This is a genomic window from Acinetobacter sp. 742879, from assembly GCF_000588535.1.
GTDB lineage: Bacteria > Pseudomonadota > Gammaproteobacteria > Pseudomonadales > Moraxellaceae > Acinetobacter > Acinetobacter pittii.
Window position 1 is genome coordinate 13,539 of sequence record NZ_JFYC01000019.1, and the last position, 26,266, is coordinate 39,804.

At 37.9% G+C, this 26,266-nt stretch carries 24 protein-coding genes; 10 read left to right on the forward strand and 14 right to left on the reverse strand.

The annotated features are described in order from the left end of the window. Nucleotides 1–313 precede the first annotated feature (313 nt). Together J690_RS21000 and J690_RS21005 are read left to right on the forward strand one after the other, a co-directional pair. On the forward strand, nucleotides 314–1,471 hold the full coding sequence (locus tag J690_RS21000; RefSeq protein WP_032038143.1) for an iron-containing alcohol dehydrogenase: 1,158 nt from the start codon (nucleotides 314–316) through the stop codon (nucleotides 1,469–1,471). Continuing rightward, nucleotides 1,471–1,905 carry an acyl-CoA thioesterase gene (locus J690_RS21005; protein WP_017387342.1) on the forward strand — a complete coding sequence of 145 codons (435 nt, stop codon included), beginning with the start codon at nucleotides 1,471–1,473 and terminating at the stop codon, nucleotides 1,903–1,905. The genes J690_RS21000 and J690_RS21005 overlap by 1 nt, the downstream gene beginning before the upstream one ends. Nucleotides 1,906–1,953: 48 nt before the next feature. Here J690_RS21005 and J690_RS21010 read toward each other — a convergent pair whose 3' ends face one another. The 6 genes from J690_RS21010 to amvA all read right to left on the reverse strand — a co-directional run bounded on the left by J690_RS21010 (nucleotide 1,954) and on the right by amvA (nucleotide 10,903). After that, the gene (locus J690_RS21010) at nucleotides 1,954–4,182 is read right to left on the reverse strand and encodes a phosphocholine-specific phospholipase C (protein WP_032038145.1); all 2,229 of its coding nucleotides are present in this window, start codon (nucleotides 4,180–4,182) and stop codon (nucleotides 1,954–1,956) included. Between the two features lie 26 nt (nucleotides 4,183–4,208). Continuing rightward, nucleotides 4,209–4,361, reverse strand: a complete 153-nt coding sequence (locus tag J690_RS24325; RefSeq protein ID WP_153301268.1) for a hypothetical protein — start codon at nucleotides 4,359–4,361, stop codon at nucleotides 4,209–4,211. 145 nt (nucleotides 4,362–4,506) lie between these two features. Beyond that, on the reverse strand, nucleotides 4,507–6,606 hold the full coding sequence (locus tag J690_RS21015; protein ID WP_032038147.1) for a DNA polymerase III subunit gamma/tau: 2,100 nt from the start codon (nucleotides 6,604–6,606) through the stop codon (nucleotides 4,507–4,509). Between the two features lie 123 nt (nucleotides 6,607–6,729). Then, entirely contained in the window at nucleotides 6,730–7,362 is a 633-nt protein-coding gene (gene cpaB, locus J690_RS21020; protein ID WP_032038150.1) for a metalloprotease secretion chaperone CpaB, read from the reverse strand. Nucleotides 7,363–7,384: 22 nt separating this feature from the next. Next, nucleotides 7,385–9,166 carry a metalloendopeptidase CpaA gene (cpaA, locus tag J690_RS21025; protein WP_032038153.1) on the reverse strand — a complete coding sequence of 594 codons (1,782 nt, stop codon included), beginning with the start codon at nucleotides 9,164–9,166 and terminating at the stop codon, nucleotides 7,385–7,387. Between the two features lie 258 nt (nucleotides 9,167–9,424). Next, nucleotides 9,425–10,903: a multidrug efflux MFS transporter AmvA gene (amvA, locus tag J690_RS21030; RefSeq protein ID WP_032038155.1), complete on the reverse strand. Its 1,479-nt coding sequence runs from the start codon at nucleotides 10,901–10,903 to the stop codon at nucleotides 9,425–9,427. Between the two features lie 125 nt (nucleotides 10,904–11,028). Between amvA and J690_RS21035 the strand changes: the two genes are divergently transcribed. After that, on the forward strand, nucleotides 11,029–11,607 hold the full coding sequence (locus J690_RS21035; protein WP_032038158.1) for a TetR family transcriptional regulator: 579 nt from the start codon (nucleotides 11,029–11,031) through the stop codon (nucleotides 11,605–11,607). A gap of 47 nt (nucleotides 11,608–11,654) precedes the next feature. On the opposite strand, the gene J690_RS21040 is transcribed toward J690_RS21035, so the two are convergent. The 3 genes from J690_RS21040 to J690_RS21050 all read right to left on the reverse strand — a co-directional run bounded on the left by J690_RS21040 (nucleotide 11,655) and on the right by J690_RS21050 (nucleotide 15,307). Next, nucleotides 11,655–12,914 carry a serine hydrolase domain-containing protein gene (locus tag J690_RS21040; RefSeq protein WP_032038161.1) on the reverse strand — a complete coding sequence of 420 codons (1,260 nt, stop codon included), beginning with the start codon at nucleotides 12,912–12,914 and terminating at the stop codon, nucleotides 11,655–11,657. A 71-nt stretch (nucleotides 12,915–12,985) separates the two neighbouring features. After that, nucleotides 12,986–13,840: a MaoC family dehydratase gene (locus J690_RS21045; protein ID WP_032038164.1), complete on the reverse strand. Its 855-nt coding sequence runs from the start codon at nucleotides 13,838–13,840 to the stop codon at nucleotides 12,986–12,988. Nucleotides 13,841–13,915: 75 nt separating this feature from the next. Next, entirely contained in the window at nucleotides 13,916–15,307 is a 1,392-nt protein-coding gene (locus J690_RS21050; RefSeq protein ID WP_032038166.1) for a 3-oxoacyl-ACP reductase, read from the reverse strand. 235 nt (nucleotides 15,308–15,542) lie between these two features. Here J690_RS21050 and J690_RS21055 point away from each other — a divergent pair, with 235 nt between their 5' ends. Beyond that, complete coding sequence (locus J690_RS21055) at nucleotides 15,543–17,111, forward strand: acetyl-CoA C-acetyltransferase (RefSeq protein WP_032038169.1); 1,569 nt, start codon at nucleotides 15,543–15,545, stop codon at nucleotides 17,109–17,111. Between the two features lie 64 nt (nucleotides 17,112–17,175). Here the strand turns inward: J690_RS21055 and aceI are convergent, their stop codons facing one another. Continuing rightward, complete coding sequence (gene aceI / locus J690_RS21060; protein WP_005073799.1) at nucleotides 17,176–17,610, reverse strand: chlorhexidine efflux PACE transporter AceI; 435 nt, start codon at nucleotides 17,608–17,610, stop codon at nucleotides 17,176–17,178. A 90-nt stretch (nucleotides 17,611–17,700) separates the two neighbouring features. Here aceI and aceR point away from each other — a divergent pair, with 90 nt between their 5' ends. The 3 genes from aceR to leuE all read left to right on the forward strand — a co-directional run bounded on the left by aceR (nucleotide 17,701) and on the right by leuE (nucleotide 20,438). Continuing rightward, entirely contained in the window at nucleotides 17,701–18,594 is an 894-nt protein-coding gene (aceR, locus tag J690_RS21065) for an HTH-type transcriptional regulator AceR (protein WP_017387332.1), read from the forward strand. Nucleotides 18,595–18,724: 130 nt separating this feature from the next. Then, nucleotides 18,725–19,714: a transaldolase gene (gene tal / locus J690_RS21070; RefSeq protein ID WP_032038172.1), complete on the forward strand. Its 990-nt coding sequence runs from the start codon at nucleotides 18,725–18,727 to the stop codon at nucleotides 19,712–19,714. 73 nt (nucleotides 19,715–19,787) lie between these two features. After that, the gene (gene leuE, locus J690_RS21075; RefSeq protein WP_032038175.1) at nucleotides 19,788–20,438 is read left to right on the forward strand and encodes a leucine efflux protein LeuE; all 651 of its coding nucleotides are present in this window, start codon (nucleotides 19,788–19,790) and stop codon (nucleotides 20,436–20,438) included. A gap of 53 nt (nucleotides 20,439–20,491) precedes the next feature. On the opposite strand, the gene J690_RS21080 is transcribed toward leuE, so the two are convergent. After that, the gene (locus tag J690_RS21080; protein WP_032038177.1) at nucleotides 20,492–20,965 is read right to left on the reverse strand and encodes an Lrp/AsnC family transcriptional regulator; all 474 of its coding nucleotides are present in this window, start codon (nucleotides 20,963–20,965) and stop codon (nucleotides 20,492–20,494) included. A gap of 186 nt (nucleotides 20,966–21,151) precedes the next feature. Between J690_RS21080 and J690_RS21085 the strand changes: the two genes are divergently transcribed. Next, a complete protein-coding gene (locus tag J690_RS21085; RefSeq protein WP_032038179.1) occupies nucleotides 21,152–22,327 on the forward strand; it encodes a benzoate/H(+) symporter BenE family transporter in 1,176 nt (391 codons plus the stop codon). Nucleotides 22,328–22,387: 60 nt separating this feature from the next. Here the strand turns inward: J690_RS21085 and J690_RS21090 are convergent, their stop codons facing one another. The 3 genes from J690_RS21090 to J690_RS21100 form a co-directional block, all read right to left on the reverse strand. Beyond that, complete coding sequence (locus J690_RS21090) at nucleotides 22,388–22,831, reverse strand: RDD family protein (protein WP_005073782.1); 444 nt, start codon at nucleotides 22,829–22,831, stop codon at nucleotides 22,388–22,390. 267 nt (nucleotides 22,832–23,098) lie between these two features. Next, complete coding sequence (locus tag J690_RS24125) at nucleotides 23,099–23,272, reverse strand: hypothetical protein (RefSeq protein WP_005068723.1); 174 nt, start codon at nucleotides 23,270–23,272, stop codon at nucleotides 23,099–23,101. Between the two features lie 175 nt (nucleotides 23,273–23,447). Then, on the reverse strand, nucleotides 23,448–23,675 hold the full coding sequence (locus tag J690_RS21100) for a hypothetical protein (RefSeq protein ID WP_002115208.1): 228 nt from the start codon (nucleotides 23,673–23,675) through the stop codon (nucleotides 23,448–23,450). A 290-nt stretch (nucleotides 23,676–23,965) separates the two neighbouring features. On the opposite strand from J690_RS21100, the gene J690_RS21105 reads away from it, so the two are divergent. Together J690_RS21105 and J690_RS21110 are read left to right on the forward strand one after the other, a co-directional pair. After that, entirely contained in the window at nucleotides 23,966–24,409 is a 444-nt protein-coding gene (locus tag J690_RS21105; RefSeq protein WP_002115225.1) for a universal stress protein, read from the forward strand. Between the two features lie 260 nt (nucleotides 24,410–24,669). Further along, entirely contained in the window at nucleotides 24,670–26,253 is a 1,584-nt protein-coding gene (locus tag J690_RS21110; protein WP_032038182.1) for an ATP-binding cassette domain-containing protein, read from the forward strand. Nucleotides 26,254–26,266: the final 13 nt, after the last annotated feature.

A 26,266-nucleotide genomic window follows, 5' to 3' on the forward strand; every position in this document is an offset into this window, starting at 1 on the left:
ACTTTTTAGAACCGATAAAATTATAAATTGTTAAGGCATTATATAAGTTAGAAGCTTGCCAGAAAATCTACAGAACCCTATAAATAACAAAAAGCCCACTTTTCGACGAGGGTTTAAATATTTTGGTAATCCTCACTTACATGTCGGACCCAACATTGCAAAAAAGTATTTATTTATGGGTGGCACAAGGCTTAAGAAAAGCATAGTCACTTCAGAACTACTTTATTTTAAAGTTTCTTATGCTAACTTATTCGGAGATAGAATCTTATAGAACCATTCAACAATAATGTTCAAAAATAAGGAAATAATGTATATGAGCCATTTTCAATTTCAAACTGTTCCAAATATCATCTCTGGCTTAGGCTCTATACAAGAATTACAAAATGTTTTTTCGTCAAAAGCTTACCATAAGTTATTGCTAGTCACCGATGCAGGCATGGTTAAAAATCAATTACACCGTCCCATCCTTCAAATTTTAGATACGCTTAATATTGAATATGTCATCTATGCTGATGTGCAAGCTGACCCGCCTGAACAGGTAGTACTAGATGCAGCCACTTATGCTAAACAGCAAAATGTTGATGTCATTATTGGTTTTGGTGGCGGTAGTTCTCTAGATGTTGCAAAAGTTATTGCTTTACTCGCCCACCCTAACCAGACCCAAAGTTTGCAAGAGATGTACGGCGTAAACCAAATCACCACAGCTCGCCTACCCCTTATTTTAATTCCTACTACAGCCGGTACAGGTTCAGAAGTAACGCCAATCTCAATTGTGACCACGGGTGAAACGACAAAAATGGGGATTGTCTCTCCAGTACTCTACGCCGACACTGCAATTCTTGATGCTACTTTTACTCAAAATCTTCCAGCACATATTACCGCTGCAACAGGTATTGATGCGATGGTACATGCTATTGAGGCATATACCTCTAAACATAAAAAAAATATTTATACGGATATTTTAGCCAAGCATGCTTTGAAGTTGTTAAATCATAACTTACCAAAAGTTCTTAAAGATGGTAATGATTTAGAAGCACGTCAAAACATGCTGTTTGGTTCAATGCTCGCGGGACAAGCGTTTGCAAACTCGCCAGTTGCTGCGGTACATGCTTTAGCTTATCCGCTGGGTGGACATTTTCATTTGTCACATGGGCATACCAATGCCTTAGTGTTGGTTGAAGTATTAAAGTTTAATGCACCAAATGCAAAAAAATATTATGCAGAGCTTATGCAATGGCTCGACCCATACAGCAATGGCAGCACCGATGGCTTGTGTGATTTATTTATTGACCACATGCAGAACCACTTAGACCGTAGTGGCTTGACTTTAAGACTTAGTGATTTGGGTATTGACGAGTCCAGCTTACCTCGACTTGCTCAAGATGCCATGTTGCAAACCCGTTTACTACAAAATAACCCACGTGACATGACAGAAGCCGCTGCTTTGGCAATTTATCAGGCGATTCATTAATGACTAAACCAGTTTTAAAAACCCGTGATCAATTTAAATTCTTTTTAGACATTCAAACGCGTTGGGCAGATAACGATATTTATGGTCATGTGAATAATGTGACTTACTATAGCTACTTTGATACAGCGGCCAATGCTTTGCTCATCCAAAAAACAGGTTTTGATATTCATGAAGCAAAAGCAATTGGGTTAGTGGTCGATTCAGCTTGTAGTTTTCTTCAGGAATTGTCATTTCCAGAAATTATTCAAGTAGGTGTTGCGATTGGTAAAATCGGTACGACTTCATTGCGTTATGAATTAGCAATCTTTAAACAAGGTCAGAACCAAGCCTCAGCTCAAGGACATTTTGTGCATGTGTTTGTTGATCGCGAAACGCGTAAGACTGTGCCAATTTCCGAGACAGTTCGTGAGGTTTTAGAGAATTTCTTATTATAAAAAATGAGGCAAAAAGAAAATACGTAGCTCTTTTTGCCTCGTCTTGACTTACATCATTGCAGGATCACTAAAGGAATCTTCACCCGTTTCGACTCGACCAGCAAAACGTCGGTAATAATATGGATCACTCTGACTGGTGATTTCAAAATCATACCAATGCCCTACATCAGCTAAAGCCCAATGTTGCTTAACAACCTGTCCCGCTTTTACGGTAAGTTGTAACGGCGCATCTTGTCGATATGCACACGGTTTTACTGTCAATATCGCATCCTTGCTTCCTTCATTCATGAGCTCTACGTATACATCGCCATTGGCAATGTCATAGCACACTCGAATTTCAGGTTTAACGCTACTATCGACAATACGTTGAGTATCCCCTTTGAAATGACGATGGTAACCATTTGGACCAAGTACCCATAGATCATAACGACCTAAATTATCTTTTAAAACATCCCATTCATCATCTAAAGTTTTATTCGGCTCGACAATATAACGCTTAGGAATACGGTCCAAGTTGAGCTTGTCATAAACATGAAAAACCGCTGCTTGCGTACCCGTATTAGAGAAAATCAATTGCACTTTACCATCGGCTTTACAGCGCGCGCTGGTGTGTAGCTCGTAAGGTAACGCGCGTGAAAGAAGTATGCCACTTTGCTGAATCGGTAACTTCGTATCCGTGGGTACAGGAACAGCCGGTAAAGCTTCTTGATTTTCTCTTAACTCATCTGCTTGCAAACGTGTTTGTTTACCACCCAGCTGCGGTAAAACATCTACATTTGGTGTTTTAAAGTTAAATGCACTGGTTAAATCGCCACACACTGCACGGCGGTATGGACTGATATTCGGCTCTTTAACCCCAAAACGTTTTTCTAAAAACATGAGCACAGAAGTATGATCAAACACTTGTGAGTTCACCCAACCACCACGGCTCCATGGGGAAATCACATATAACGGAACACGAGGACCCGGACCATAAACGCGTCCATCAGGTGTAGGCTGTGAATGACTTCCCTCAGGCGCGGCATGATCAAAATATTCGTCCTGCATATCCGCACTACTTAATGTCGATTTACCCGCGTACTGGCCGTTTTTTAGTCGAGATGGCGCTGATGGTGATGGTACATGGTCAAAGTAACCATCATTTTCATCAAAGTTAATAAGTAGTGCTGTTTTACTCCAAACCTCTGGTACAGCAGTTAATGCATCAATAATTTCTTGAATAAACCATGCCCCTTGAACTGGGCTTGAAGGATCTGGATGTTCGCAATAAATCGATGGCGCGTTAATCCAAGAGACTTGAGGTAATTTACCTTCCCGAATGTCGCGTTTAAAAGCGTCAAGATATTCTTCTGGTTTATTGCCCGGTAGCGTATTTGCAATGCCCTTATAAAGTGGATTTTTGGCATTATCGGTCGCAGCAACATAGGCTTTATAAGGTAGTTTTTGACCCGTATCAGCATATGGTTTATTCGGTTCGCCGCCACTTGAAACAGGATAGCCAGATGCAATGTTGGCCTTTCTAAACGAACGAAATGCACCCAACATATTATCGCCCCATTCATCTGGCATATTTTGATAACAAATCCAACTTACCCCTGCTTCTTCTAAGCGTTCGGCATAAGTTTTCCATGTATAACCACGGTCTGCCGTCGCTGGGTTACCATCAATCCAGTCCCACTCATTGTTTACAAATGAACGCTTGGTCGGTGTTGCACCATTTGTACCCGTTAAATGATAAGAACGGTTTGCATCTGTTCCAGTGTGCATAGAGCAATGGTAGGCATCACAAATCGTAAAAGCATTCGCAAGCGCAAACTGATATGGAATTTCTTTTTCTTTAAAATAACCCATGGATATATCAGTTTTATGGGCTGGCCAGTTCGCCATGCGCCCATTGTCCCAAGCCAGCTGACTGTCGTTCCAAGTATGGGGCGTACCATCTGCACGCTGTGCATTATTGGCTGTACCATCTAAGTGAAAAGGCGTTAAAACTTGCCCATTACTTCTAAGCTGCTCCCAAACACGACGGCCACTTGGCAAAGGAATCGTAAAACGATCAGCAAACCCTCGAACGCCTTTTAATGTTCCGAAGTAATGGTCAAAAGATCGGTTTTCCTGCATTAAAATAATAACGTGCTCGACATCCTGAATGGTGCCAGTTTTATTGTTTGCAGGTATTGCTAAAGCTTTTTGAATACTAGATGGGAACGCTGCCAATGCCGCTGCACCAAAACCCATATTTAAAGAATAATTTAAAAATTTACGACGTGTAATCATGATCAGGTTCTTTTTATTATTTAAGTTTATGGAGCACAGCGCATTACAGGCTTTTTACCTGTATCTGGTGTATTTGAATTATCATTTGCCGAGTCATTACAACCACTCAGCAGAATCGCGCCGATTAATAAAAAATATGAATATTTAAAACTATTTATTCCAGTGCATTGCCTTTTCATAACGATATATAGTCCATTTAAAATCTAAAATGGCTAACATAGAAAAGTACAATGACAGTGACATGACCCAAATATTTCAATCCAGTGAAAAATATGAAAAGTCTATTATTTTCATATTCTGCACCAGATCAAAAATCAGATGAATTTAAGGCTTTAATTGAATATTTTGTAGTTCGCCATCAAAAGTTTCTATGAGACTCTTAATAACTGGCTGTTGCTGTAATAGCTCAGCTGCTCTATGAAAGGCTTTTTCTTTACGTGCACTTTGAATGGTATAGGGAGTAGATGTATTCAAAGCACCATATTCAACTGTAAACTGAGTATTCGGCCATTGCTCATTTAATGCATCAATAAGGCCTTGTTGTAATTGGGTCAGCATATTTTCATATTCTTGAGGAATATGGAAAATAGTATTGCCACCAATTTCACCAGTCATCACACCATGTTGAGCAAGTTCTTGAACGGCTGGAGAAAGCTGACTATTTCTAAACCAATATTCCCACTTTTCGAGTGTCCACTCACCTTCCAAAACTTGAGGAGAAAGCTTCAAGATATCTTGAGGCATCAACTGACCGTTATCAGTTGCACTAGGCTCTTTTACAACAGCAACTGTTTCAACAACTTCAGCCTGCACCAATGATTGCTGCTCAATAACAGGTTCAGAAGCAAGATTAGGCGTATCTTGGGCCAGCGAAAATTCAGCGCTAGGCGTTTCAAATAAACCCATAGGTTCAGCAGTGAAAGCTGGTTCAGGTTCAATATTTTTAGTTTGTGTTTCTGCCTGCACTTGTACTAACTTTTGTTCTGGTACAGGAATGAAATCTTCCTCTAGAACACTAACAGTCTCTTGAACAACTGCTGACTCAAGCCCAATCAGCTCATGATGATTTGGGTCAAATACCATTAAATCCTGATTAGACTGCGGTTCAGGTTCAGGTTCAGGTTCAGGTTCAGGTTCAGGTTCAGGTTCAGGTTCAGGTTCAGGTTCAGGTTCAGGTTCAGGTTCAGGTTCAACCATAGCGGGCTGGTTAATAACTTCAACAGGCTGAACCGTATTTACTGGAGTAATCTCCTGAGCTTTTTGCTGAACTTGTTGGGTCAAACTCACCACTGCTTGCTCATTTTGTTGAACAGGCTCTGATACCACAATTTCATTAGGCGCTAAAGGTCGGAATGCCAATAAGCGTAAAACACACATTTCAAAGCCTTGCTCTTGCGTCACGGCAAGTTGCAAGTCTGAACGTCCTTTACATGCGATTTGGTAATAAAGCTGTAAATCTTGAGCAGAAATCAGCTTAGACAATTGCATGATTTTGCGATTGATTTCATCGCTATATTTCAAACTCAAATCAGGTAGATATTGCAAAATTGCCAATTCATGCAATGTCGAAATGAGCTGATCAAGCACAAGTGACACGTCTAACGCCTGATGTCTAAATTGCAATAAAAGCTGACTAACTTTCTCACGTTGATTTTGATGAATCGCTAAAATCAAATCATAAATGATCGTACGGTCGATTAGACCAAGCATTTCTTTAACATCTTGGTGATGTACAGAACCTTGACCATAAGCAATGGCTTGGTCAGTTAAAGATAATGCATCACGCAGTGAACCTTGAGCAGATTCAGCAATTTGCCAAATTGCATCTTGGTCAGCAGTAATCTGTTCTTTTTCGAGAATAGCGCCAAGATGCTTGGTAATTTCATCGACAGCCAAAGGCCGTAAAGTAAATTGCAAACAACGTGAAATAACTGTAATCGGTAGCTTTTGTGGGTCAGTCGTAGCAAATAGAAACTTAACGTGTTCTGGTGGTTCTTCTAGTGTTTTTAATAACGCATTAAAAGAATGCGTCGATAGCATATGTACTTCGTCAATCAGGTAAACTTTAAAACGTCCTTGCGTTGGCGCATAAGGAACGTTGTCTAAAAGTTCACGCGTATCTTCTACTTTGGTTCTTGAAGCAGCATCGATTTCAATTAGGTCAATAAAACGCCCTTCGTTTACTGCTTTACAGGTTGCACAGACTTCACATGGCGTAGAAGTCACACCCGTTTCACAGTTCAAACACTTGGCTAAAATACGTGCGATTGTAGTTTTACCTACACCACGCGTTCCTGTAAATAAATAAGCATGGTGAAGACGACCGCGTTCCAATGCACTGCTTAATGCACGAGAAACGTGGTTTTGCCCCACTAACTCATTGAAATTACGTGGACGGTATTTTCTAGCAAGTACTTGATACATGTATGCTCCTTGTTACAGGCATAAGCATACTTTGTTTTTAAAAGAGTGTGAACGCATAAAGCTCATATCCGTACAGATAAACTGCGAACTGGCTTCTTTTCTCTACCAGAACCGTTTATTTGTCTAAGGATGATCATGGTGTAACTCCTGATCTGTAACACCCTCATCCATCCTTTGCACGAGTCCCACACCATCCTTAATTTCAGCCGAATAATTTCCCTTCTCGGTAAAAATTTGCATGATCGTATAGTGGTCTTTTTGACTTTGAGTAATGGTAAAGAAATTTTGATTCGGATCGCCCTGATCAAATTTACCGGTCCACCGAACAATATCTTGGTCAACAGGTTCGATCTCTACAATTTTACCCGTGCGATTAATGCCATATTCCAACATTTGAAACTTAACAGTGTCACCCACTTTTTTAAGTTCAATCACATTTGGATCATATTTAATGACCATACCTTCTGCATTTTTAATTAGTGGAAAATTAAGATTAGAAGGTATTTGATCCTTTTCTATTTCATTAAAAACAATCTGTTGCTGAGACAACTTTTCCTTTTCTGATGAACTCAAATTCAGTATATTTTGACTAGCAAATTCATTCTGATTATCTGCCACTTTTGGCCCAGACTCTTGCCGACTTTCTAAAGACGACGTTAAAGCAGAAGAGCTTTGCTGTGAAAAGGCAAACCAGATTAAAACTGCTAACGCCACGCAAGCGATAGCAGTTCCTATTAACAATTTATTTTTCTTCATTATTTACAGCTAAAAATAGAGATTAGTTATATAGAGAAATTTTCTGTGCATTCAGATTAATGACACTAACCGCATCAATTTTTCCTTCTACACCTAAACGTACACCATATTTAGGGTTATATAGATAGGGACTCGAATAAAAATTAATGTTATTACCACCCATTGCTGTACTTCCTAACGGATGGGCAAAGCCTGAACCAATATTAGTTGAACCATTATGGTATAGGCCAAGATTATGCCCAACTTCATGACGCATAGCAGCGAAAGAACAACCTGCAATATCATTTGCGCCAATCATGTTATATGCAGAAGCATTAATCCAAGCCCAACCACAACCACCATCACCCGGTTCATTACCTTGATAATAAACACCGTCTGCCAATACACGTTTTCGCTCATTTTGTACCGTGGTGTCATCTCGTCCAGTAGAAATTGCTTCTTTTAAAGTGGCAGCAGGAATTTTATAAGTTAGATAACCTACATCTCTTAAGTAAAAACGTGCATTCGAATTGTCAGCAGTTAAATTCGTTAAATTTACGCCTTCAATCATTCTAAGTTTAGCAGCGCTTTCTCCTAAAATTGAGTTTACCTCTGGGCTAGAAACCAACAACATATCAATTGTATAACTATCTACTGTCCAGCCTTGAGCGGTGTACATAAAACGGCGATTTTCACCATTTTTAATTGCGGTAGACAAGCCATTAGCAGCATTAATATAGGTGTCTGCCGATGCATTTGACACAATAACAACTTTATCGCCGACTTGAGCTTTAGCAGGTAGTTGTAAGGTTGGCTGCCAATTTGAGGTAGAAAGTTTTACCTTTAAAGTAGGCTGAGTCATATTCGGTAAAGTTGCAGGGATTGTTGCGGCTGAATCAATCACCTTTGTAGGTGAAGAGATCAACTGCCAATATCCTTTGTCGCTTACATACATAAACTCATATTGATCGCCTGTTTTAAGCGTTAGGGTCGCTTGGCTATTAATATTGGTATTATTAATTTTTGCAGACCAAGTCGCTGTAGACTTGATAACAATTCTATCTCGATCACTTGCAGTGGTCGGCAAAGTGAAATTGGAAACCCAGTTTCCATCTCCAAATGAAATTTCTGTAAGTGGACTATTAACTGTCGCTAATGACGTTCCAATTTGCTGAACATTTAACTTCTGAGGTTTTATATACTCTGGAACCCATTTTCCTAAAGCAGAATAATATTTGAACCAATATTCAGAGCCATTTTTTAATGTAAAACTGCTCGGGAATAGTAAATTTGTTTTATCAATGTCCGAACTTGCACTTGCTGTAGAAACAACTTGTACGGTTGTTCCATCACGTACATCACTCGGGAATGCTATGGTTTGTGCCCATTTGTCATTTTGAATAAGTACTTTTTGCATAGATGCAGTTGTTAATGGAACGACTTCATAGGTCGCACCATTAGTAGGACTCACTGTCGCTAACTGAGCGATCCATTTATTTTGACTACTATTAAAGATGAATTGGTAAACATCCCCACTATTTATCTTTAATATTTCTAACGGAATATTGGTATTAGAAGTATCTAAATAGCTGCTATAGGCAGCGCTAGAACGAATTGTAATTTTGTCCAAATTATTAGCGCTTGTGGGTAAAGTGAGATTTTTGACCCAATTCCCATTTGCTAGATTAAATTCTAAATCTGAATAACCGGATGGAATTGATCCACTATTATTATTCTGATTTGGTGAAAGTACTGTTGCGGCATATACAAGTGAAGATGCAACAATTGCTCCAATAATGAGTGATGTTTTTAATTTAAAATTCACAGCAGCCTCTTTTATTTGTTTTTAGATTTTTCGAATAGCAGGTTAGCAAACCATTTTTACACAGTCAATTTCATAACAATTAATTTTTCATTAAATTTCAATTACATGACCACTGAATCATTTTGAAATAAAAATATGAACCTTTTTAAAGAATAGTTTATTTATGAGAATTAAATAACCAATTTTTAATATGTAGAAAATATTAAAAAGATATTTAAGGATAAAAAGAAAGGTAGTCTCTCTTTTTATCCTTTAGTTTTAATTTACTTTCTTTGGAAAACTCAACCAGACAAATACAGTTAAAAGAAAGAAACAAATAGCTGAAATGGTAAGCACCCAACTATGGGCATAGCTAAAAGCTTGCTGCGCAACTGCAATTAATTGTCCTCCCAAAGGATTTTCAAGGTTAGACGCTAATTGCATGGTTTCTCCAATCGAGATACTCGCTTTTTCAATTAAGTCCGTTGGGAGCTGTTCTGGCAAAATAATTGAACGACTATAAAACCAAGATAACATTAACCCAAATATAGCAACGCCCAAACCAGCCCCAAGCTCGTAAGCCATCCCTTCAATGGCACCTGCTGCACTCGCCTTTTGCGGAGGTACAGATGACATAATCGCAGCAGTTGAAGCAAGTAAGGCAATCTCAATGCTAAAGCCTAAAAAGACCATACACGTCCATGCTAAAAAGTGGTCGGTCGAGAAGTTAAGCTGGGCAAGCCCCCATAGACTAAATCCACTTATTAAAATACCAACAGTAGATACAAGTCTAAGCCCCCATTTATTTAAACAAATTCCGGCTAATGGACCACCTAAACTAATCGCAATCATGAATGGAATAATAAACATGGCTGCCTGTAATGGTGAAAACCCATGTACAAACTGCAACTCTTGAGACAAGAGTAATTCAAAGCCAACCAAAGCAATCATGGAAACAACAGCCATAACAATGCTGGTAGAAATCACTGGATGTTTAAACAATTCCAAATCAATCATTGGCGTCGTAGCTCTTTTTTGGCTTCGAATGAAGTGGATTAAAGTACTTATGCCTACCACAAACATCACGACTGTAAGTACCGAGAAGTTATACATCGCCGATTTAATTGAATAGATCAGGCTTAAAATGGCTACAACCAAGATTAAAGCTTGTCCTAAATTAATTGGCTGATCAGTCTTCTCTTGTTGTTTAGGAATGATTATTACAATCATAACCAGAACCACTAAAATAATCGGGATATTGATGAGGAATACAGCTCCCCAATGGAAGTGTTCCAACACAAATCCACCCACTAATGGACCAAAAGCTGCTCCGCCACCACCCACTGTAGACCAAAGACCAAGTGCAAAATTTCTCTGCTTTTCTTCGGTAAAGGCATTACGGATGCCGGATAAAGTGGCAGGAATAAGCATCGCTGCCCCTAGCCCTAAGACAGCACGAGAAGCAATTAAGGCATAGGCAGTTGGAGAAAAAGCCGCAGCTAACGAACCAACACCAAAAACTGCTGTTCCAATAAATAATAATTTTTTAAAGCCAATACGATCACCGAGTGCACCCATCGGTAAAATCAAACCCGCCATAATCAGTGAATAAATATCAATGACCCATAAAAGCTGATTGGCAGTTAAATTTAATGCTGCACTTAAAGATGGTGTTGCAACATGCATCACCGTTGCATCAATCGTAACGGGTAAATAAATAAGGACGATAATTGTCAGGATTAACCATTTTTTTTGCATAACGCTCTTCAATATCCAAAACTTGGACATGTGTTCAAATCATGGTTATTATATACACAATTGGACACTTGTCCAACTTTTAGTTTTAATGTAATTTGTGTCGAATTCAGTCAGGTGAAAGAAACATGGCCTATCTTAATCGCGATCAACGCAGAGAAATGATTCTGCAAGCTGCCATGCAAGTTGCTTTGGCTGAAGGTTTTACTGCCATGACGGTACGTAGAGTCGCAACGGAGGCACAAACCTCAACCGGACAAGTTCATCACCATTTCTCTTCGGCATCTCATTTAAAAGCTGAAGCTTTTTTAAAGCTGATGGAACAGCTTGATGAAATTGAAAAAACCCTAGAAACAACTAGCCAATTTCAAAGGGTCTTCATCCTATTGGGCGCAGAAAACATCGACAGACTTCAGCCCTACTTACGTTTATGGAATGAAGCTGAACTCTTGATTGAACAAGATGTTGAAATACGAAAGGCTTATAACCTTGCTATGCAGAATTGGCATCAAACGATTGTGCAAGCGATTGAGTGTGGCCAGAAAGAAGGCGAATTTAAAAACAGATCAAATTCCACAGACATTGCATGGCGACTCATTGCCTTTGTTTGTGGCTTAGAAGGTATTTATAAACTTGGTTTACAAGGTTTAGCTGAGGAAGATTTCAAACGCCATACCGAAGCGATTATTCGCCTAGAATTATTATAAATGTTGAGCTGGCATTGCTTAAAAATACCAGCTTTAAAATACTAAAATTAGAACCAGCCTTTACGGCCTTTTAAAATTTGGTCTGTACAACGTAAAGTTTCTTGAGTCAGCCCCCATAAACGGTAATCACCCGTGATTGAACCAATTTGAAAGTTATGCGTATAAGCAAAGCTGAGGTCACGCTCAGGATCACACCACGCTCCTGAACCATTGTAACCAATATGCCCAAACCCATTTTTAGCGCGTTTACCCATGGTAATAATGCGGTGATAGCCTAAACGCCAATTCATCGGAATTGGCATAACACGATCACGTGCATAACTTTGGATGGTGCTGAGCTCTTTAAATACTTCTGGGCGAATAATTTGATGTCCATCCCATTCACCTTGATTTGCTAGCATCGCATAAATTTTAGCAAGACTATTTGCAGTAAATGTGCCGTTTGCTGCTGGAATGACTGCTTGCAACCCCTCGTCACTAAAGAAACTAAGATGTTTCATTCCTTTTGGAATCATGGCATCTTGAAAGTCTTGAGGGTCTTGTCCAGTCCAAGTAATCATTTTTTCAGAGAGTGAACTCTTGCGCGTCTGTGGCTTTTTAGGTTTTTCAACTTGAGTAGATGCTGGTTTTTCTGGTTTTGGTTGAATAATTAAACGTGCTACACGATCCAACTCATTTGCAGGCGTCCCAAAATAAGCGCCGTCTAACTGCAACGGTTCAACCAGATATTTTTGCATGAGCTGATCTAAAGATTGATCAGTTGCTTTTTCAAGTACACCACCCACAAGCCAACCAAATGTTAAAGCTTGATAAGCATTGCCCTCTCCTGCAAGGAATCTTGGCTTAGTCGCCGCGACCACATCTAACATATGTGACCAGTCGAGCATTTCTCGCGCACTTTCGATGATATTGCGCACATCAAACATGCCACTTTGGTGGCTGAGCACATGACGCAATGTCATTTGCTCTTTTCCATTTTGAGCAAACTCAGGCCAATAAGTCGCAATCGGTTTGTCGTATTCTAAAAAACCTTCACTTACTAAAATATGCGCTAAAGTTGCAAGTATGCCCTTACCTGTAGAATAACAAACTGCCAATGTGTCAGGTTGCCAAGCTTCGGTTTGTGATTTTAGACCCGTGTAGATATCTACAACTTTCTGACCTCTAAAATAAACCGCTAAAGCAGCTCCACCTTGTCCTGTTCTAGCATCTTGAAGACGGCTAAACTGGTGAGCTAAATCAATAAAACGTTCATCTAAAATACCGTGATAGTTATGGGTATCGGCCAGTAAAATCTCTTTAATCACATGAAGTTCCTTGCATTTTTTGTTATTTTGCTCAAAAGCAGCCCAAACCTCTGTTCAGGCTGCTGATATTTTTATAATGCTTTTACTGTTCCTGCAACATGCGGTTTTTGGGATTTCGCATTACGAATTAAGAAATCAGTCTTTTTATCTGTATTGGCAGTTAAAAACTCAACTTTTGACGGTAAGAACATTGGCAGCTTAAACCATACATCTGCTTCATAAGCATTTGGTAATTCAAGGTTTGCTAATGCTTTAGCTTTGCTCCACATACCATGTGCAATGGCTTGCTTAAAGCCAAATGCTTTTGCAGTAATGGCATGAATGTGAATTAAGTTAAAATCACCAGACACTTTCGCATAACGGCGACCTGTGTTTTCTAAAATATTCCACTCTGCCTTTGGAACATAAGCTGGTGCTTGTTCTTCTTTGGCTTTCTCACCTACTCTTTTCTCAACTTTTTGGCGAGATAAATAAGTCGTTAAGCCTTCCATCACCACTTCATTGCCAACTTTTGCCGTGGTAATAAAGTCGAACTGAACACCTTTATCATGCGGTTTTAGTTCCCCAAATTTACATGACAAAGTTAATTTTTCAGTCACAGCAATTGGTCTGGTCTGTTTAATCTGGTTACGAATATGGACTAAACCTAAAATTGGAAATGGAAAGGCTTCTGCCGTCATCATGTGCATTTGCAAACTTTGAGAAAGTACAGCCAAATAAATTGCTGGTACAAAGCCATTATTTTGAAAGCCACATACTTCGTTATAAGCTTTGAGGTGGTTCTGATCAATTTCTAAAGTATCTACCACATATTCAACTTGCGGTAATATTTTTGGACCTTTCGGCTTTTTAAAAATTAAACCTTGCACTACTTTTGGATAAGCCAATGCCGCTTTTGGTAGCTGGCTAAAATGACGAGTATTCATACCTAACCTTTTATAATTTATAGATTCTTGAATAAAAAAGGGATGCACAAGCACCCCCTATTTAGCTAAAAGTGCTTAAGCGCCCAACAAGCTTTGACCACACACTCGTACAACGTTGCCGTTTACGCCTGTAGAAGCAGTTGATGCAAACCATGCAATAGTTTCCGCTACATCAACAGGTAAACCACCTTGTTGCATCGAGTTCATACGGCGACCAGCTTCGCGAATTGCAAATGGAATCGCAGCAGTCATTTGAGTCTCGATAAAGCCAGGTGCTACTGCGTTAATGGTAATACCATTTTTTAAGATAGGCGCAGTAAATTTCACTAGACCAATCACACCTGCTTTCGACGCAGCATAGTTTGTTTGACCAAGGTTACCCGCAATACCACTGATTGATGATACACAAACAATGCGGCCATTTGCATTTAGACCATCGTTTTCTAACAAGTAGTCATTTACGCGTTCAGCAGCAGACAAGTTAATATTAATTACCAAATCCCAAAGCTCTGGCTTCATGTTTGCCAAAGTTTTGTCACGTGTAATACCTGCGTTATGAACAATAATATCTAAACCGCCTTGTTTTGCCGCAGCAGCGTTAATTTTTTCGCCCGCATCAGCAGCTGTAATGTCAATTGCCAATGTAGAACCGCCAATATCAGCCGCTACACGGTCAAGGTCAGCTTGTTGTTGTGGTACATCTAGACAAATAACATGCGCGCCGTCACGTGCCAATACATGCGCAATGGCTTCACCGATACCACGGCTCGCACCTGTTACCAACGCAGTTTTACCAGCAAGCGGTTTTGCCCAATCAACATCAACTACATCTGCTTTAGATACACGAATCACTTGACCAGATACATAAGCTGAACGTGGAGAAAGCAAGAAACGTAAAGTTGATTCAAGGTTTGCCGCAGCACCTTCATCAACATAAACAACTTGAGCAGTAATACCCTTTTTAAATTCTTTACCTACAGATTTGATAAAGCCTTCAAGTGCACGCTGAGCAATCGCTTGTTTTACAGTTTTCGCAGTTTCAGGAGTTGTACCAATCACAATCACTCGACCAGAAGTCGCAACTTGACGTGCAATTGGGTTAAAGAATTTATAAAGTTCGTTTAACTGTTCTGAGTTTTGGATACCAGACGCATCAAATACAACTGCTTTGAATTTTGATTCTTTGTCGCCTGCATTGAATGGACGTAAATTTAAACCAACTTTTGCAGCTTCTTGTTGTAATGCAACATTATTGCCTACATAGCTATCTGCATGAACATTGCTAAGTACTTGTGCAATCGCACCAGACAATACACTTGACGGCGCTGCGCCAACCAATACTGCACCATTCACTACTGGCTGAGCACTTTCAAAACGCTCTAATGCAACTGGCGATGGTAAACCCAGATTTTTAACAACGAATTTACCAATAGGAGATTGTGTAAATGCTTGGTATTGATCAGTCATGATTATTATCTCTCAAAGAAATGAATTTTCTACGACAGGCTTCATTATGTTATGAGATGAATAGCAACAATATGAAAGCAGTCGTTCATTAGAGTTACTCCAAATCATACTTGACTTCATCTTTGGATGTCTTGACCTGAATGCTATCTACAATGTCATTCTAGTCAATACAGGTCTATTTGAATTGTGTTAAGGTAGCTTACAAGAATATCGTTATTATGCTTGGAAAAGCCTTATGAGCAAAACAACTCAAGAAAATCCAGCAGTCGAGAATTCTGCTCAGGAAAAAGTGTCAAATACATCAAAGTCGGCTTCTAACACGGCTAAGCGTAACAGCACTACTCCTAAAGCAGCAACTAATACATCAAAAACGACACGTACTCGTTCAACGACTGCACCTGCACGTAGCCCTCGCACCAAGAGCGCGGCTACAGCAACTACTTCTACATCTTCAAATGTAGCTGCAGCAACAAAAGCAACAAAAACCAAAACTTCTGTTCAACAGGATAAAACCATGAGCCAAAACACTGTTCGCCGCGTTGCAATTATTGGTGGCAACCGTATTCCATTTGCACGTTCAAATACTGCTTATTTCAAAGCGTCAAATTCTGACATGCTGACAGCAGCATTGAATGGTTTGGTTGAACGCTTTAACTTACAAGGTAAGCGTATTGGTGAAGTCGTTGCTGGTGCTGTTTTAAAACACAGCCGTGACTTTAATATGACTCGTGAAGTTGTATTGAGCACAGATCTTGCTCCTGAAACCCCTGCTTATGACATTCAAATTGCTTGTGGTACAGGTTTACAAGCAGCTTTTGTTGTTGCAAACAAAATTGCACTTGGTCAAATCGATGTAGGTATTGCAGGTGGCGTAGACACCACTTCTGACGCGCCGATTGCTGTAGGTGATGGCTTACGTAAAGTTTTACTTGAACTCAATGTAGCTAAAACGGGTAAAGACCGTCTTAAAGCTTTAACAAAAATTGATTTTAAAAAGCTTCTTGATGCACCAAGCAATGGTGAACCACGTACTGGCCTTTCAATGGGTGAGCACCAAGCAATCACTGCTTTAGAATGGGGTATCACTCGCGAAGCACAAGATGAGTTAGCTGCTAGCAGCCATCAAAAACTTGCTGCTGCTTATGAGCGTGGTTTCTTTGATGACTTAATGACTCCATTCTTAGGTCTTAACCGTGACAACAACTTACGCGCAGACAGCACAGTTGAAAAACTTGCTAAATTGAAGCCAGTTTTCGGTAAAGGCGAAACTGCAACAATGACAGCGGGTAACTCAACTCCGTTGACTGATGGTGCTTCTGTGGTATTGCTTGCTTCTGAAGAATGGGCAAAAGAAAACGGTCATGAAGTTTTAGCTTACCTTTCTTTCTCTGAGACAGCAGCTGTTGACTTCATTGGTAAAAACGGCCCTAAAGAAGGTTTGTTAATGGCTCCTGCTTATGCAGTACCTCGTATGCTTAAGCGTGCAAACCTTAAACTTCAAGATTTCGATTTCTACGAAATCCATGAAGCATTTGCATCTCAAGTGTTATCTACATTGAAAGCTTGGGAAGATGAAAAATTCTGTAAAGAACGTCTTGGTTTAGATGCACCTTTGGGTTCAATTGACCGCTCTAAACTAAACGTAAATGGTTCATCTTTAGGTGCAGGCCATCCATTTGCTGCAACTGGTGGTCGTATCTTAGCAACTGCTGCTAAATTGATTAATGAAAAAGGTTCAGGCCGTGCATTAATCTCTATCTGTACAGCAGGTGGTGAAGGTGTGGTTGCGATTGTAGAAAAATAATTTCTATAACGACCTAACAAAATAAGCACCCATTTGGGTGCTTATTTCATTTCAATATATTAGCTTAATGAAGTGATGCAGCTTTGGCATCTGGGAAAAATTTATCTTCAATATGGTCATAGCACCACTGGAAAATAAAGGTATAAACCAAAATACATAAGGTTAAACCAATATCTAAAATAAGTGCATCAATGACACTCATCTGAAGCATATATGCAATCATTGGTACAGTTGCAATCAGCAAACCACCTTCAAAACCAATCGCATGTAAAATCCGCACAGGGATCGTTCTTTCCCAATTATATTTATGCTCTACTTTTTCAAAATAGTGGTTAAAAATCATGTTCCAGAAAACTGAAACCACTGCCATAAACACACCGAGTGTACCGGTTACATCCATTGGCATATCAAAAATAAAACTTAATGCAATCGCAATGATGACCAATAAAATTCCTTCATAACTGATTGCATGAATGAGTCTTCTCTTGGAAATCAACATTTTTAAATACTCAATAATAACTTGGATAATGTGCATTTTATTTTTATAATATTGATTAATCCAATCAGGTTCTTTCAGTTTTTTTGACAGATGAATATTAATCAAGAACAACTACTCATGTTTCAAGCCGTAATTGAGACCGGCTCTTTTTCTGCAGCAGCACGTAAACTTGGAAAAGTTCCTTCGGCTGTAAGCATGTCTATTGCCAACTTAGAAATTGATCTGGACCTGACTTTATTTGACCGTAAAGGCCGTGAACCCGTCCCTACTGACGAAGCACGAGTGTTATACGAAAAGACATCTCAGCTTTTAATTGAGATGAATCAATGGAAACAGCATGCTCACGCGTTAAGTACAGGTTTGGAAGCTAATTTAACTATTGTGATTGTGTCTGAACTTTTACACACCAATTGGACAGACTATATTTGTCTTTTAGAGAGTCGTTTTCCAGACTTACAAATTAATATTGTCTCTGCCCCTCAAGAAGATGCACTGCAAATGTTATTAGACGGGTCTGCCCAACTTGCACTGATGTTTGAACGCGAGCACCTAGATAACAGAGAACAATTTGTAGAGCTTAAACGTGAGGCCTTAATTCCAGTTATTTCAAATAACCACCCCCTCGCAGGTCAAAATCAGGTTACTTATGAACAAATCCTCACTACACGACAAATTGTAGTTGCAAGCCGAGATGAGACTTTAAAACCCGAGTTACTTTTTTCGAAACATTATTGGCGCACCGATAACCACCACTCCGCTTGTTTAATGATCTTGCGAAATTTGGGTTGGGGTGTACTTCCTCAAGAAATGTTTAAAGAAAACCCTGAATTAAAAAATAAACTTAAAGTATTGGATTTATTAGATTTCACTCCCCGATTTGAATATTATGTTGATTTGGTATGGAGTCGAGAAAGTGAGCTTGGTGCCGCTGCTAGATTTTTGATTGAACATATCCGTAAGCAACGAATGCAACCACTGCCTTAAAAATATTTCAAATTAGATGCAGAACCTAAACGTTTTTCTTTGAAATATAACAATTGATATATCGACAGCATGAATAGACTTTGTGCTATAAAGAAAACATAAGATTTATTACTGAAGATGTTGAATATCAATGACTCATACAGCACTTGACCAATTAAAAATATTAACGACCGTTGTTGCCGACAGTAGTGACCTTGATGCAATTCGTAAATTCCGTCCATTAGACGCAACGACTAACCCTTCATTGATTACGGCAGCAGCAGAACAACCAGAAAGCAAAGAGCTGATTGAAGATGCTTATTATCAAGCCAAAGAAGAAGGCTATAGCAACGATGAGTTAATCGAAAGAACCATTGATATTTTAACCGTAAAATTTGGTGTAGAAATTTTAAAACTGATTGAAGGCCGTGTTTCTACAGAAGTCGATGCTGCACTTTCATACGACACTGAAGCAACCATTAAAAAAGCGCATGAATTATGTGAACTTTACAAAGGTTACGGTATTGATCAGTCACGTATTCTTATTAAAATTGCATCGACTTGGGAAGGTATTCAAGCTGCCAAAGTGCTCGAAGCTGAAGGAATTGCTTGTAACCTCACTCTCCTTTTCGGTTTACATCAAGCCCAAGCGTGTGCAGATGCAAAAGTGACTTTAATCTCACCATTTGTAGGTCGTATCTTAGATTGGTACAAAAAAGCTGAAGGTGTAGACGCTTACCCAATCGAAAAAGATCCAGGCGTAGTTTCAGTTAAGAAAATCTACACTTACTACAAGCAGCAAAATATTCCAACTCAAGTGATGGGTGCGAGCTTCCGTAGTATTGATCAAGTGCTTGGTCTAGCTGGATGTGATTTGCTAACCATCTCGCCAAGCTTACTTACCCAGCTTGAGCAAGATAACCGTACAGTTGATGCAGCACTTGATGCAACTCAAGCAAAACAAGCAGAAGCGATTGTTAGACCAGCTCAAGATGAGCAAAGTTTTAAAGATGAACTTAACCATGACTTAATGGCATTCCAGCTTTTACAAGGTGGTGTTGATGGCTTTATTAAAGCACGTGACCAATTAAGCCTTTTGTTACGTCAGTCTTTTGGAATTGATGCGGAAATAAAATCCTAAAAAACTGCACTTTTCATACAAAATCACCGATTTTTGTTATCATGACAAAAATCGGTTTTTTATTGGGTTTCTCGTGTTCGGCATAACAGATTTAACAACATATATTATTGGTACATTCCTAATTGTGTTATTGCCCGGACCCAATTCTCTTTATGTGATGTCAATTGCTTCACGTTACGGCATTAAAACCGGATATATGGGTGCATTCGGTATTTTCACCGGTGACCTTATTTTAATGCTATGTACAGTACTCGGAGCTGCTTCTCTACTCAAGGCATTTCCATGGGTATTTGTCATTCTTAAATTAACAGGTGCACTTTATCTTTCTTACTTAGGCTTTAAACTGTTACAAGGCAGTATTCAACGCTGGAAACAACGTAATCAAACTCAACCAGAAATGGCCGATTTACCCGCTTTAGATAAAATTCATCCTTATAAAACAGCACTTAGTATCAGTTTACTCAATCCTAAAGCGATTTTATTTTTCCTCTCTTTCTTTGTTCAATTTGTTGAGCCAAATTATGCTTATCCTGCTCTGAGCTTTTTAATTTTAGCGATTATTTTACAAATCATTAGCTTTAGTTATTTAACTGCATTAATCTTCTCTGGAATTAAACTCTCGGTATTTTTTAAAGAGAACCATAAAATTGCAGCAAGCGGAATCTTTTTAGTAGGAATTCTATTTTTCGGATTTGGTTTAAAACTAGCAACCTCTACGATTTAATTATTTTTACTCTAATAAGCTTTTGCATTAGAAAGTTCAAACATCATGAACTGCTAAAAGTCCAGCATGCCATCTGTTTTAACTTCATTAAGTACAAAAAAAGTTCTGACTTGTCTTACCCCGGGTAAAGCAATAATCTTTTCACTATGAAATCGGTTAAACGCAGCCAAATCCTTAACACGAATTTTTAGAAAATAATCGACTTCTCCCGCCACCAGATAACACTCTAAAACATTTTCCAAATCACCCGACGCTTGTTCAAATGCTTGAAAGCTGTCAGGAGTTGAACGGTCCAAAACCACACCAACTAACACCACTGTACCACGTTGAACCATATTGGGATTGATCCGAGCACGGACATCCAAGATTGCTCCAATCTTAAAAAGACGCTGAGTATGATTCCAACAAGATGATGTACTAATACCTACTAGTTTTGCCAATTCAGCATTACTTAAACGCCCATTTTCCTGTAAGGCACGCATAATTTTCAGTTCTAATGGGGTCAAATTTTCAGCCTTATCATCCATAAAATAATATTCTTGATCCCTTGTTATTTATGAAATAAATAATAGCATTATTTAATAATTTAAAAAGATTATTTATTTTTTAACCTAAAAATAGAAAGCACCTTCTTAAAAAAAATTGTTAAATTCACCCCAACTGGAAGCAATGGCAGAAGCCTATTAATTTTTCTTGGATTTAGAACACGTATCATGCAAAAAATTCTTCAAGATTTTTCAATTCCAGCAGTATTTGCTGGTTTTATTACCTTTCTCATTGGTATTAGTGTTTCGGCCGTTTTAGTGATTCAGGCGGCTCAAGCTTTAGGTGCTTCACCTGAACAAATCACTTCATGGTTTTGGGCTTTGGGTTTGGGTATTGGCTTATCAGGACTCATTCTTTCTTGGAAATTTAAATATCCTGTAGCGACGGCGTGGTCAACCGCTGGTCTTGCTTTAATTATGGCAACAGGTAGTGGATATAGTTTAAATGAAGCGATTGGTGCTTTCTTAGTTGGTGGTTTATTAACAGCTATTTTAGGCTTTTCAGGTATTTTTCAAAAAGCGCTGTCATACATCCCTCAAAGTTTAACAAGTGCCATGCTTGCAGGCGTCCTACTCAAATTTGGTATTTCACTTTTCGCAAGTTTACAAAATGATTGGGCATTTGTTTTATCCTTACTTAGCATTTATGTCATTACAAAAAGATTATGGCCGCGTTATAGCATTGTATTTACCGTAATTGCAGGTATAGCCCTGTGCCCTGTCTTTTTAGAATTTCATATGCCTACAATTCAGTGGTCTTTAGCAAAACCTGTTTGGATTAGTCCTGACTTTAGCTGGTCAGCACTTTTGGGCTTAGCACTGCCACTGTTTGTGATTAGTATGGCTTCTCAATATTTACCGGGCATTGCCATGATCAAAAGTTATGGCTACAAACCACACGTGAATCAACTCATTGGCTGGACAGGTTTAACCCAAGTTGTGCTTGCACCGTTTGGCTGTTATAGCGTCAATATTGCTGCGATTAGTGCCGCTGTAAGCTTAGACGACCAAGTTCATCCTGACCCAAGCAAACGCTATATTGCAGGTATAAGCTGCGGTTTTTTCTACATTTTAATGGGTGTGTTTGCTGCAACACTCACAAGTTTATTGATGTCTTTCCCCCATATTTTTATTGTAGCTTTGGCTGGTATTGCATTACTTGGTACGATCAGCCACAACATTGCGATTGCTTTTACTCAAATTGAAGAACGTGAAGCTGCATTATTTACCTTTTTATGTAGTGCTTCAGGTATTCAATTCTTCGGGATCGGCTCAGCATTTTGGGGATTGGTTGTCGGAATTATTGTATTTGTTGTGCTCAAATTTAAAGCCAAAAAAAGCTAATAAAAAAAGCGTTCATAGCTCCCTATTTTCAATGCTATGAACGCTTTTTAGTATAATTTCTTATAACTCTCTTACTACGACTGTTTTTGCCATTTTGTCGTGCCAGCCTTGTTTTTTAGCGTCAAATGCCACCCAAAAAAGACCAATACCAAATACTAAAATTGATGGAATATAGCCAATATATCGAATAATGCTCTGCATAACTGTGAGCTTATTACCTGTTTTTTCATCTAAAACTTTTAATCGCATCAACCGTTTGCCAGGTGTACCTGCAAAATACAACCAACATAAAACTGAATATAAAAAAGGAAATGCGTAGTTCACAATTAAGTCGAACCAATAATTTTGTGGCTGACTACTTAAGCCTGTAGCAAATACTAAGTCGTAATCTCCCCGATAAAAAATCCATGCGGCTGGAATAATTGCTAAACAAAGAATAAGACTATCAATAATCATTGCGCCAAATCTTAACCAGAACCCTGCATACTCATACTTATAAGTCATGCCTACCTCACTTTGTTATTGTTTAATAGCTAAAATGGTCTTACTACTTTACTTTTATCCTAATTGAAACTTTTTTATTTTTAAATACTTAAATAAATTTTAAATTTCTTACTTTTATATTTTATTGTAATTATTTTGATCAAAAAACATCATTAACCACATATCTCTAGAAAAACTTAATTTAATCTTTTAAAAACTGACATTTTTTTATGTCAGTTATATCGAAATACGTTTATAAATAAATTAAATTACAAATAAATATTATATTTATTGCCAAAATAAAATATCTATTTTAAATTCTTTTTTTAATAAAAGTGCTGCAAATAATAGAGCCAATCCAATTGTAATTAAAAAAACACTTAAACTGATTAATCCATAAACAATTGTTATACCGCCTAATATAGCTAAAATATAAAAAATAATTACACTGATTGTTGGCATTTCAATTTATTCCACTACTTAAAATAAAAGCAATTTATTCTATCGAGTTTATAAACGATTGCTGTTTTCAAATGTTGATTACACTATTAATTTGTATCATCATACATTAATAATGTTATTAAACTTATTTAATGTTAATTTAGTTTAATAGAGAGTGAGGAAATTCACATAAGTTTTATTTAATTTCAAAATAATGTTTTTCAGTCACAAGTTTAATTTTTAAGTTTTTATATAAGCGTTCTTTTGAGTCTTCTAGTGAAGGAACAACTTTTTCCGCAAATTTATCTTCAGTCATCAGTCTTGCATAAGTTTTGTAGCCAATGATTAACTTTTGAGGTTCTTTACCTGTTTGACTAAACTCTTCAATGAGTTTATTGACTTTCTTTGCTGTTAAATCTGCCATCTTTCTTAGCCCCCCTTTAATTTACTATTTTGTTATACGGCTTCTTTATGACAGAAATATGAACCGTAATTTTTTGTAATTTTCATGTAAATATTAACAATTATTGGTCTACAGCTTACTTATCAGTTCAAAATCAGCAAAGCAATCAATTCAATTGTTTGATTTATATATAATTTATTTAATTTCAATTACTTTTAATTGAATAGATGTCTCCATAGAATGAAATATGTTAATCTTTAATTAATAAAAGCTTCATACATATAACAACTGTAAATAAGAGGAGTAACATCATGAATTACCAACATATTATTGTACCAGTAGATGGTTCTGAGATTTCTTTAGCAGCAGCTCGACAAGCAGCTCACATTGCAAAAGCATTTGGTAGTAAATTGACCGCCATTAGTTTGGTTGCGGTAGATCCTTTTAGTGGCGTAGATTTTTATTACATCTCACCTGTTGTAAAAGATTATTTTGTTGAAGCACGTGCTAATGCGGAAAAAACTCTCGCAAAAGTTAAAGCTTTATGTGCTGAAGAAGGCATTGATGCAGAGACTCAAATCATCCAAGGTGAAATTTCTTCAGATGGTATTTTGAAAGCCGTAGAAGACTTAGGTTCTGATTTGATTGTGATTGGTTCGCATGGTCGTAAAGGTTTCCAAAAACTAATTTTGGGTAGCTTTGCTCAAGATGTTTTAAATAGCACCAAGATTCAAGTTTTAGTCGTAAAAGAGTAAAATTCTTGAAAGATAAAAACCCAATCCTATGATTGGGTTTTTTAATAAAATAACTTATAGAAATTTTACACCCACTAAAAAACCCTATAGAATAGTTCACTATTCCATCAATTTCGTGAGTCACGCCAATGAAGTAAGTCTTTTTTCTCATCAATTTTTTCTTTTTTTGATGTGCAAAATAGACTATTTTTGTGATTTACCGTCTCTATTAAAAATTATCATTCTCCTATTTTGTACATCCTGTATTTATGAGGTTTTTTATGACTCAGCAGGCATGTGTAATATCGCAACTTACCTTAGAGTTCCCTTCAAAGGTAATGTTTAAGCATCTAAATTTTAGTCTTGAATCGAATCAGGTCTCTGCCCTAATTGGTCGTAATGGCCAAGGCAAATCTTTGCTTATGCAAATATTAAATGAGACATTTGCATTAGATTCAGTTGTTACATCAGGGCAAATATCCTGGCATGTAAAACATGCGTATTTACCACAATTGCATCGTTTGACGGCACTGACGATTGCTGAAGCCTTAGATATCTTAGATATTTACGACGCTTTTAAAAGTGTTGAACAAGGTAATGCCGACTTCGATGATTATGATTTATTGGAAGGTAAATGGGACCTGCCTACTTTATGGAACAACCTCTTAGAATCTGCTGGTCTACCAACAGATTTAGATTTCCCAGTTAAAAATTTAAGTGAAGGTCAAAAAACCAAATTGGCTCTAAGCTGTTTATTTTTAAAATCAGATCACTATCTATTACTTGATGAGCCTAGTAATCATCTAGATCAGGAATCTAGACAATGGTTAATCGATCATTTAACAAAACACCCAGCAGGTAGTCTTATCATTAGCCATGATCGGACTTTATTAAATGAAGTCGACCATATTTATCATTTAAATGAACATGGTCTACATCACACCACCGGAAACTATGAAAAATTTTATGGGCAGTATCAAACCAATATTGCAGCTCTAGAGCAATCTATTCAACAGAACCAACGTGAAGTTAAACACATGAAGCAAAAGCAACATGATGTATTAATGAAAGCTCAAAAACGTGAGCGTGCTGGAAATAAATTAAGAGAATCAAATTCTCAAGCCAAGATTTTGCTCGACTTTAAAAAGGAACAAGCAGGCCAAAGCATTGCTGCTATACAGTCTCAACACCAACGTCAGATTTCGAACAGTCAAAATGATTTAAAACATAAGAAATTGCTTCTCGAAACCGTTAAATCTCAACAGTTTGTCTTCCCGTCTTTTCATAAGAAATCTGGTGAAATTCTGCGGATTAAAAAATTGAAACTGAAACATGGTACTCAAAAACCCATTGATCTAGCTGTACAAGCAGCTCAAAAAATTCACATAACAGGACAAAATGGTATTGGAAAATCAACTTTACTTAAGGCAATTCATGCACAAAGCAATCAACCCTGTGACAGCATTCACTTATCTGTAGAGTGTTTCTATCTCGACCAGAACTTTAGCTTTTTGTGTGATGAAATGACTGTTATTGAAAATTTATCTCACATGAATAATGAACTTTCAGAACTCGAATGGAGAAATTTGCTAGGTCAACTTCGAATTCGTGGGGATAAAGGTACCCAACTATTGTCTCAGTTAAGTGGTGGTGAAAAATTAAAAGTAGCTTTATTGGCTCTTAGCCAGTTAAACCCTGCACCTGAACTTCTGTTATTAGATGAACCAGAAAATCATTTGGATATTGAATCTAGAGAGCTACTTGCTAATGCTATTCAGAGTTATGAAGGTGCGGTATTGCTCGTTTCACACGATCAACTGTTTGTTGAAAGCTCGGGCATTCATGAGTCATTTTCTTTAATATAATCGTTAGTAATAT

What these genes read in the sequence shown, in the direction of transcription:
- J690_RS21000 (WP_032038143.1), top strand. Translation starts at nt 314, where the DNA reads ATGAGCCATTTTCAATTTCAAACTGTTCCAAATATCATCTCTGGCTTA.
- J690_RS21005 (WP_017387342.1), top strand. Translation starts at nt 1,471, where the DNA reads ATGACTAAACCAGTTTTAAAAACCCGTGATCAATTTAAATTCTTTTTA.
- J690_RS21010 (WP_032038145.1), bottom strand. Translation starts at nt 4,182, where the DNA reads ATGATTACACGTCGTAAATTTTTAAATTATTCTTTAAATATGGGTTTT.
- J690_RS24325 (WP_153301268.1), bottom strand. Translation starts at nt 4,361, where the DNA reads ATGAAAAGGCAATGCACTGGAATAAATAGTTTTAAATATTCATATTTT.
- J690_RS21015 (WP_032038147.1), bottom strand. Translation starts at nt 6,606, where the DNA reads ATGTATCAAGTACTTGCTAGAAAATACCGTCCACGTAATTTCAATGAG.
- cpaB (WP_032038150.1), bottom strand. Translation starts at nt 7,362, where the DNA reads ATGAAGAAAAATAAATTGTTAATAGGAACTGCTATCGCTTGCGTGGCG.
- amvA (WP_032038155.1), bottom strand. Translation starts at nt 10,903, where the DNA reads ATGCAAAAAAAATGGTTAATCCTGACAATTATCGTCCTTATTTATTTA.
- J690_RS21035 (WP_032038158.1), top strand. Translation starts at nt 11,029, where the DNA reads ATGGCCTATCTTAATCGCGATCAACGCAGAGAAATGATTCTGCAAGCT.
- J690_RS21045 (WP_032038164.1), bottom strand. Translation starts at nt 13,840, where the DNA reads ATGAATACTCGTCATTTTAGCCAGCTACCAAAAGCGGCATTGGCTTAT.
- J690_RS21050 (WP_032038166.1), bottom strand. Translation starts at nt 15,307, where the DNA reads ATGACTGATCAATACCAAGCATTTACACAATCTCCTATTGGTAAATTC.
- J690_RS21055 (WP_032038169.1), top strand. Translation starts at nt 15,543, where the DNA reads ATGAGCAAAACAACTCAAGAAAATCCAGCAGTCGAGAATTCTGCTCAG.
- aceI (WP_005073799.1), bottom strand. Translation starts at nt 17,610, where the DNA reads ATGTTGATTTCCAAGAGAAGACTCATTCATGCAATCAGTTATGAAGGA.
- aceR (WP_017387332.1), top strand. Translation starts at nt 17,701, where the DNA reads ATGAATATTAATCAAGAACAACTACTCATGTTTCAAGCCGTAATTGAG.
- tal (WP_032038172.1), top strand. Translation starts at nt 18,725, where the DNA reads ATGACTCATACAGCACTTGACCAATTAAAAATATTAACGACCGTTGTT.
- J690_RS21080 (WP_032038177.1), bottom strand. Translation starts at nt 20,965, where the DNA reads ATGGATGATAAGGCTGAAAATTTGACCCCATTAGAACTGAAAATTATG.
- J690_RS21085 (WP_032038179.1), top strand. Translation starts at nt 21,152, where the DNA reads ATGCAAAAAATTCTTCAAGATTTTTCAATTCCAGCAGTATTTGCTGGT.
- J690_RS21090 (WP_005073782.1), bottom strand. Translation starts at nt 22,831, where the DNA reads ATGACTTATAAGTATGAGTATGCAGGGTTCTGGTTAAGATTTGGCGCA.
- J690_RS24125 (WP_005068723.1), bottom strand. Translation starts at nt 23,272, where the DNA reads ATGCCAACAATCAGTGTAATTATTTTTTATATTTTAGCTATATTAGGC.
- J690_RS21100 (WP_002115208.1), bottom strand. Translation starts at nt 23,675, where the DNA reads ATGGCAGATTTAACAGCAAAGAAAGTCAATAAACTCATTGAAGAGTTT.
- J690_RS21105 (WP_002115225.1), top strand. Translation starts at nt 23,966, where the DNA reads ATGAATTACCAACATATTATTGTACCAGTAGATGGTTCTGAGATTTCT.
- J690_RS21110 (WP_032038182.1), top strand. Translation starts at nt 24,670, where the DNA reads ATGACTCAGCAGGCATGTGTAATATCGCAACTTACCTTAGAGTTCCCT.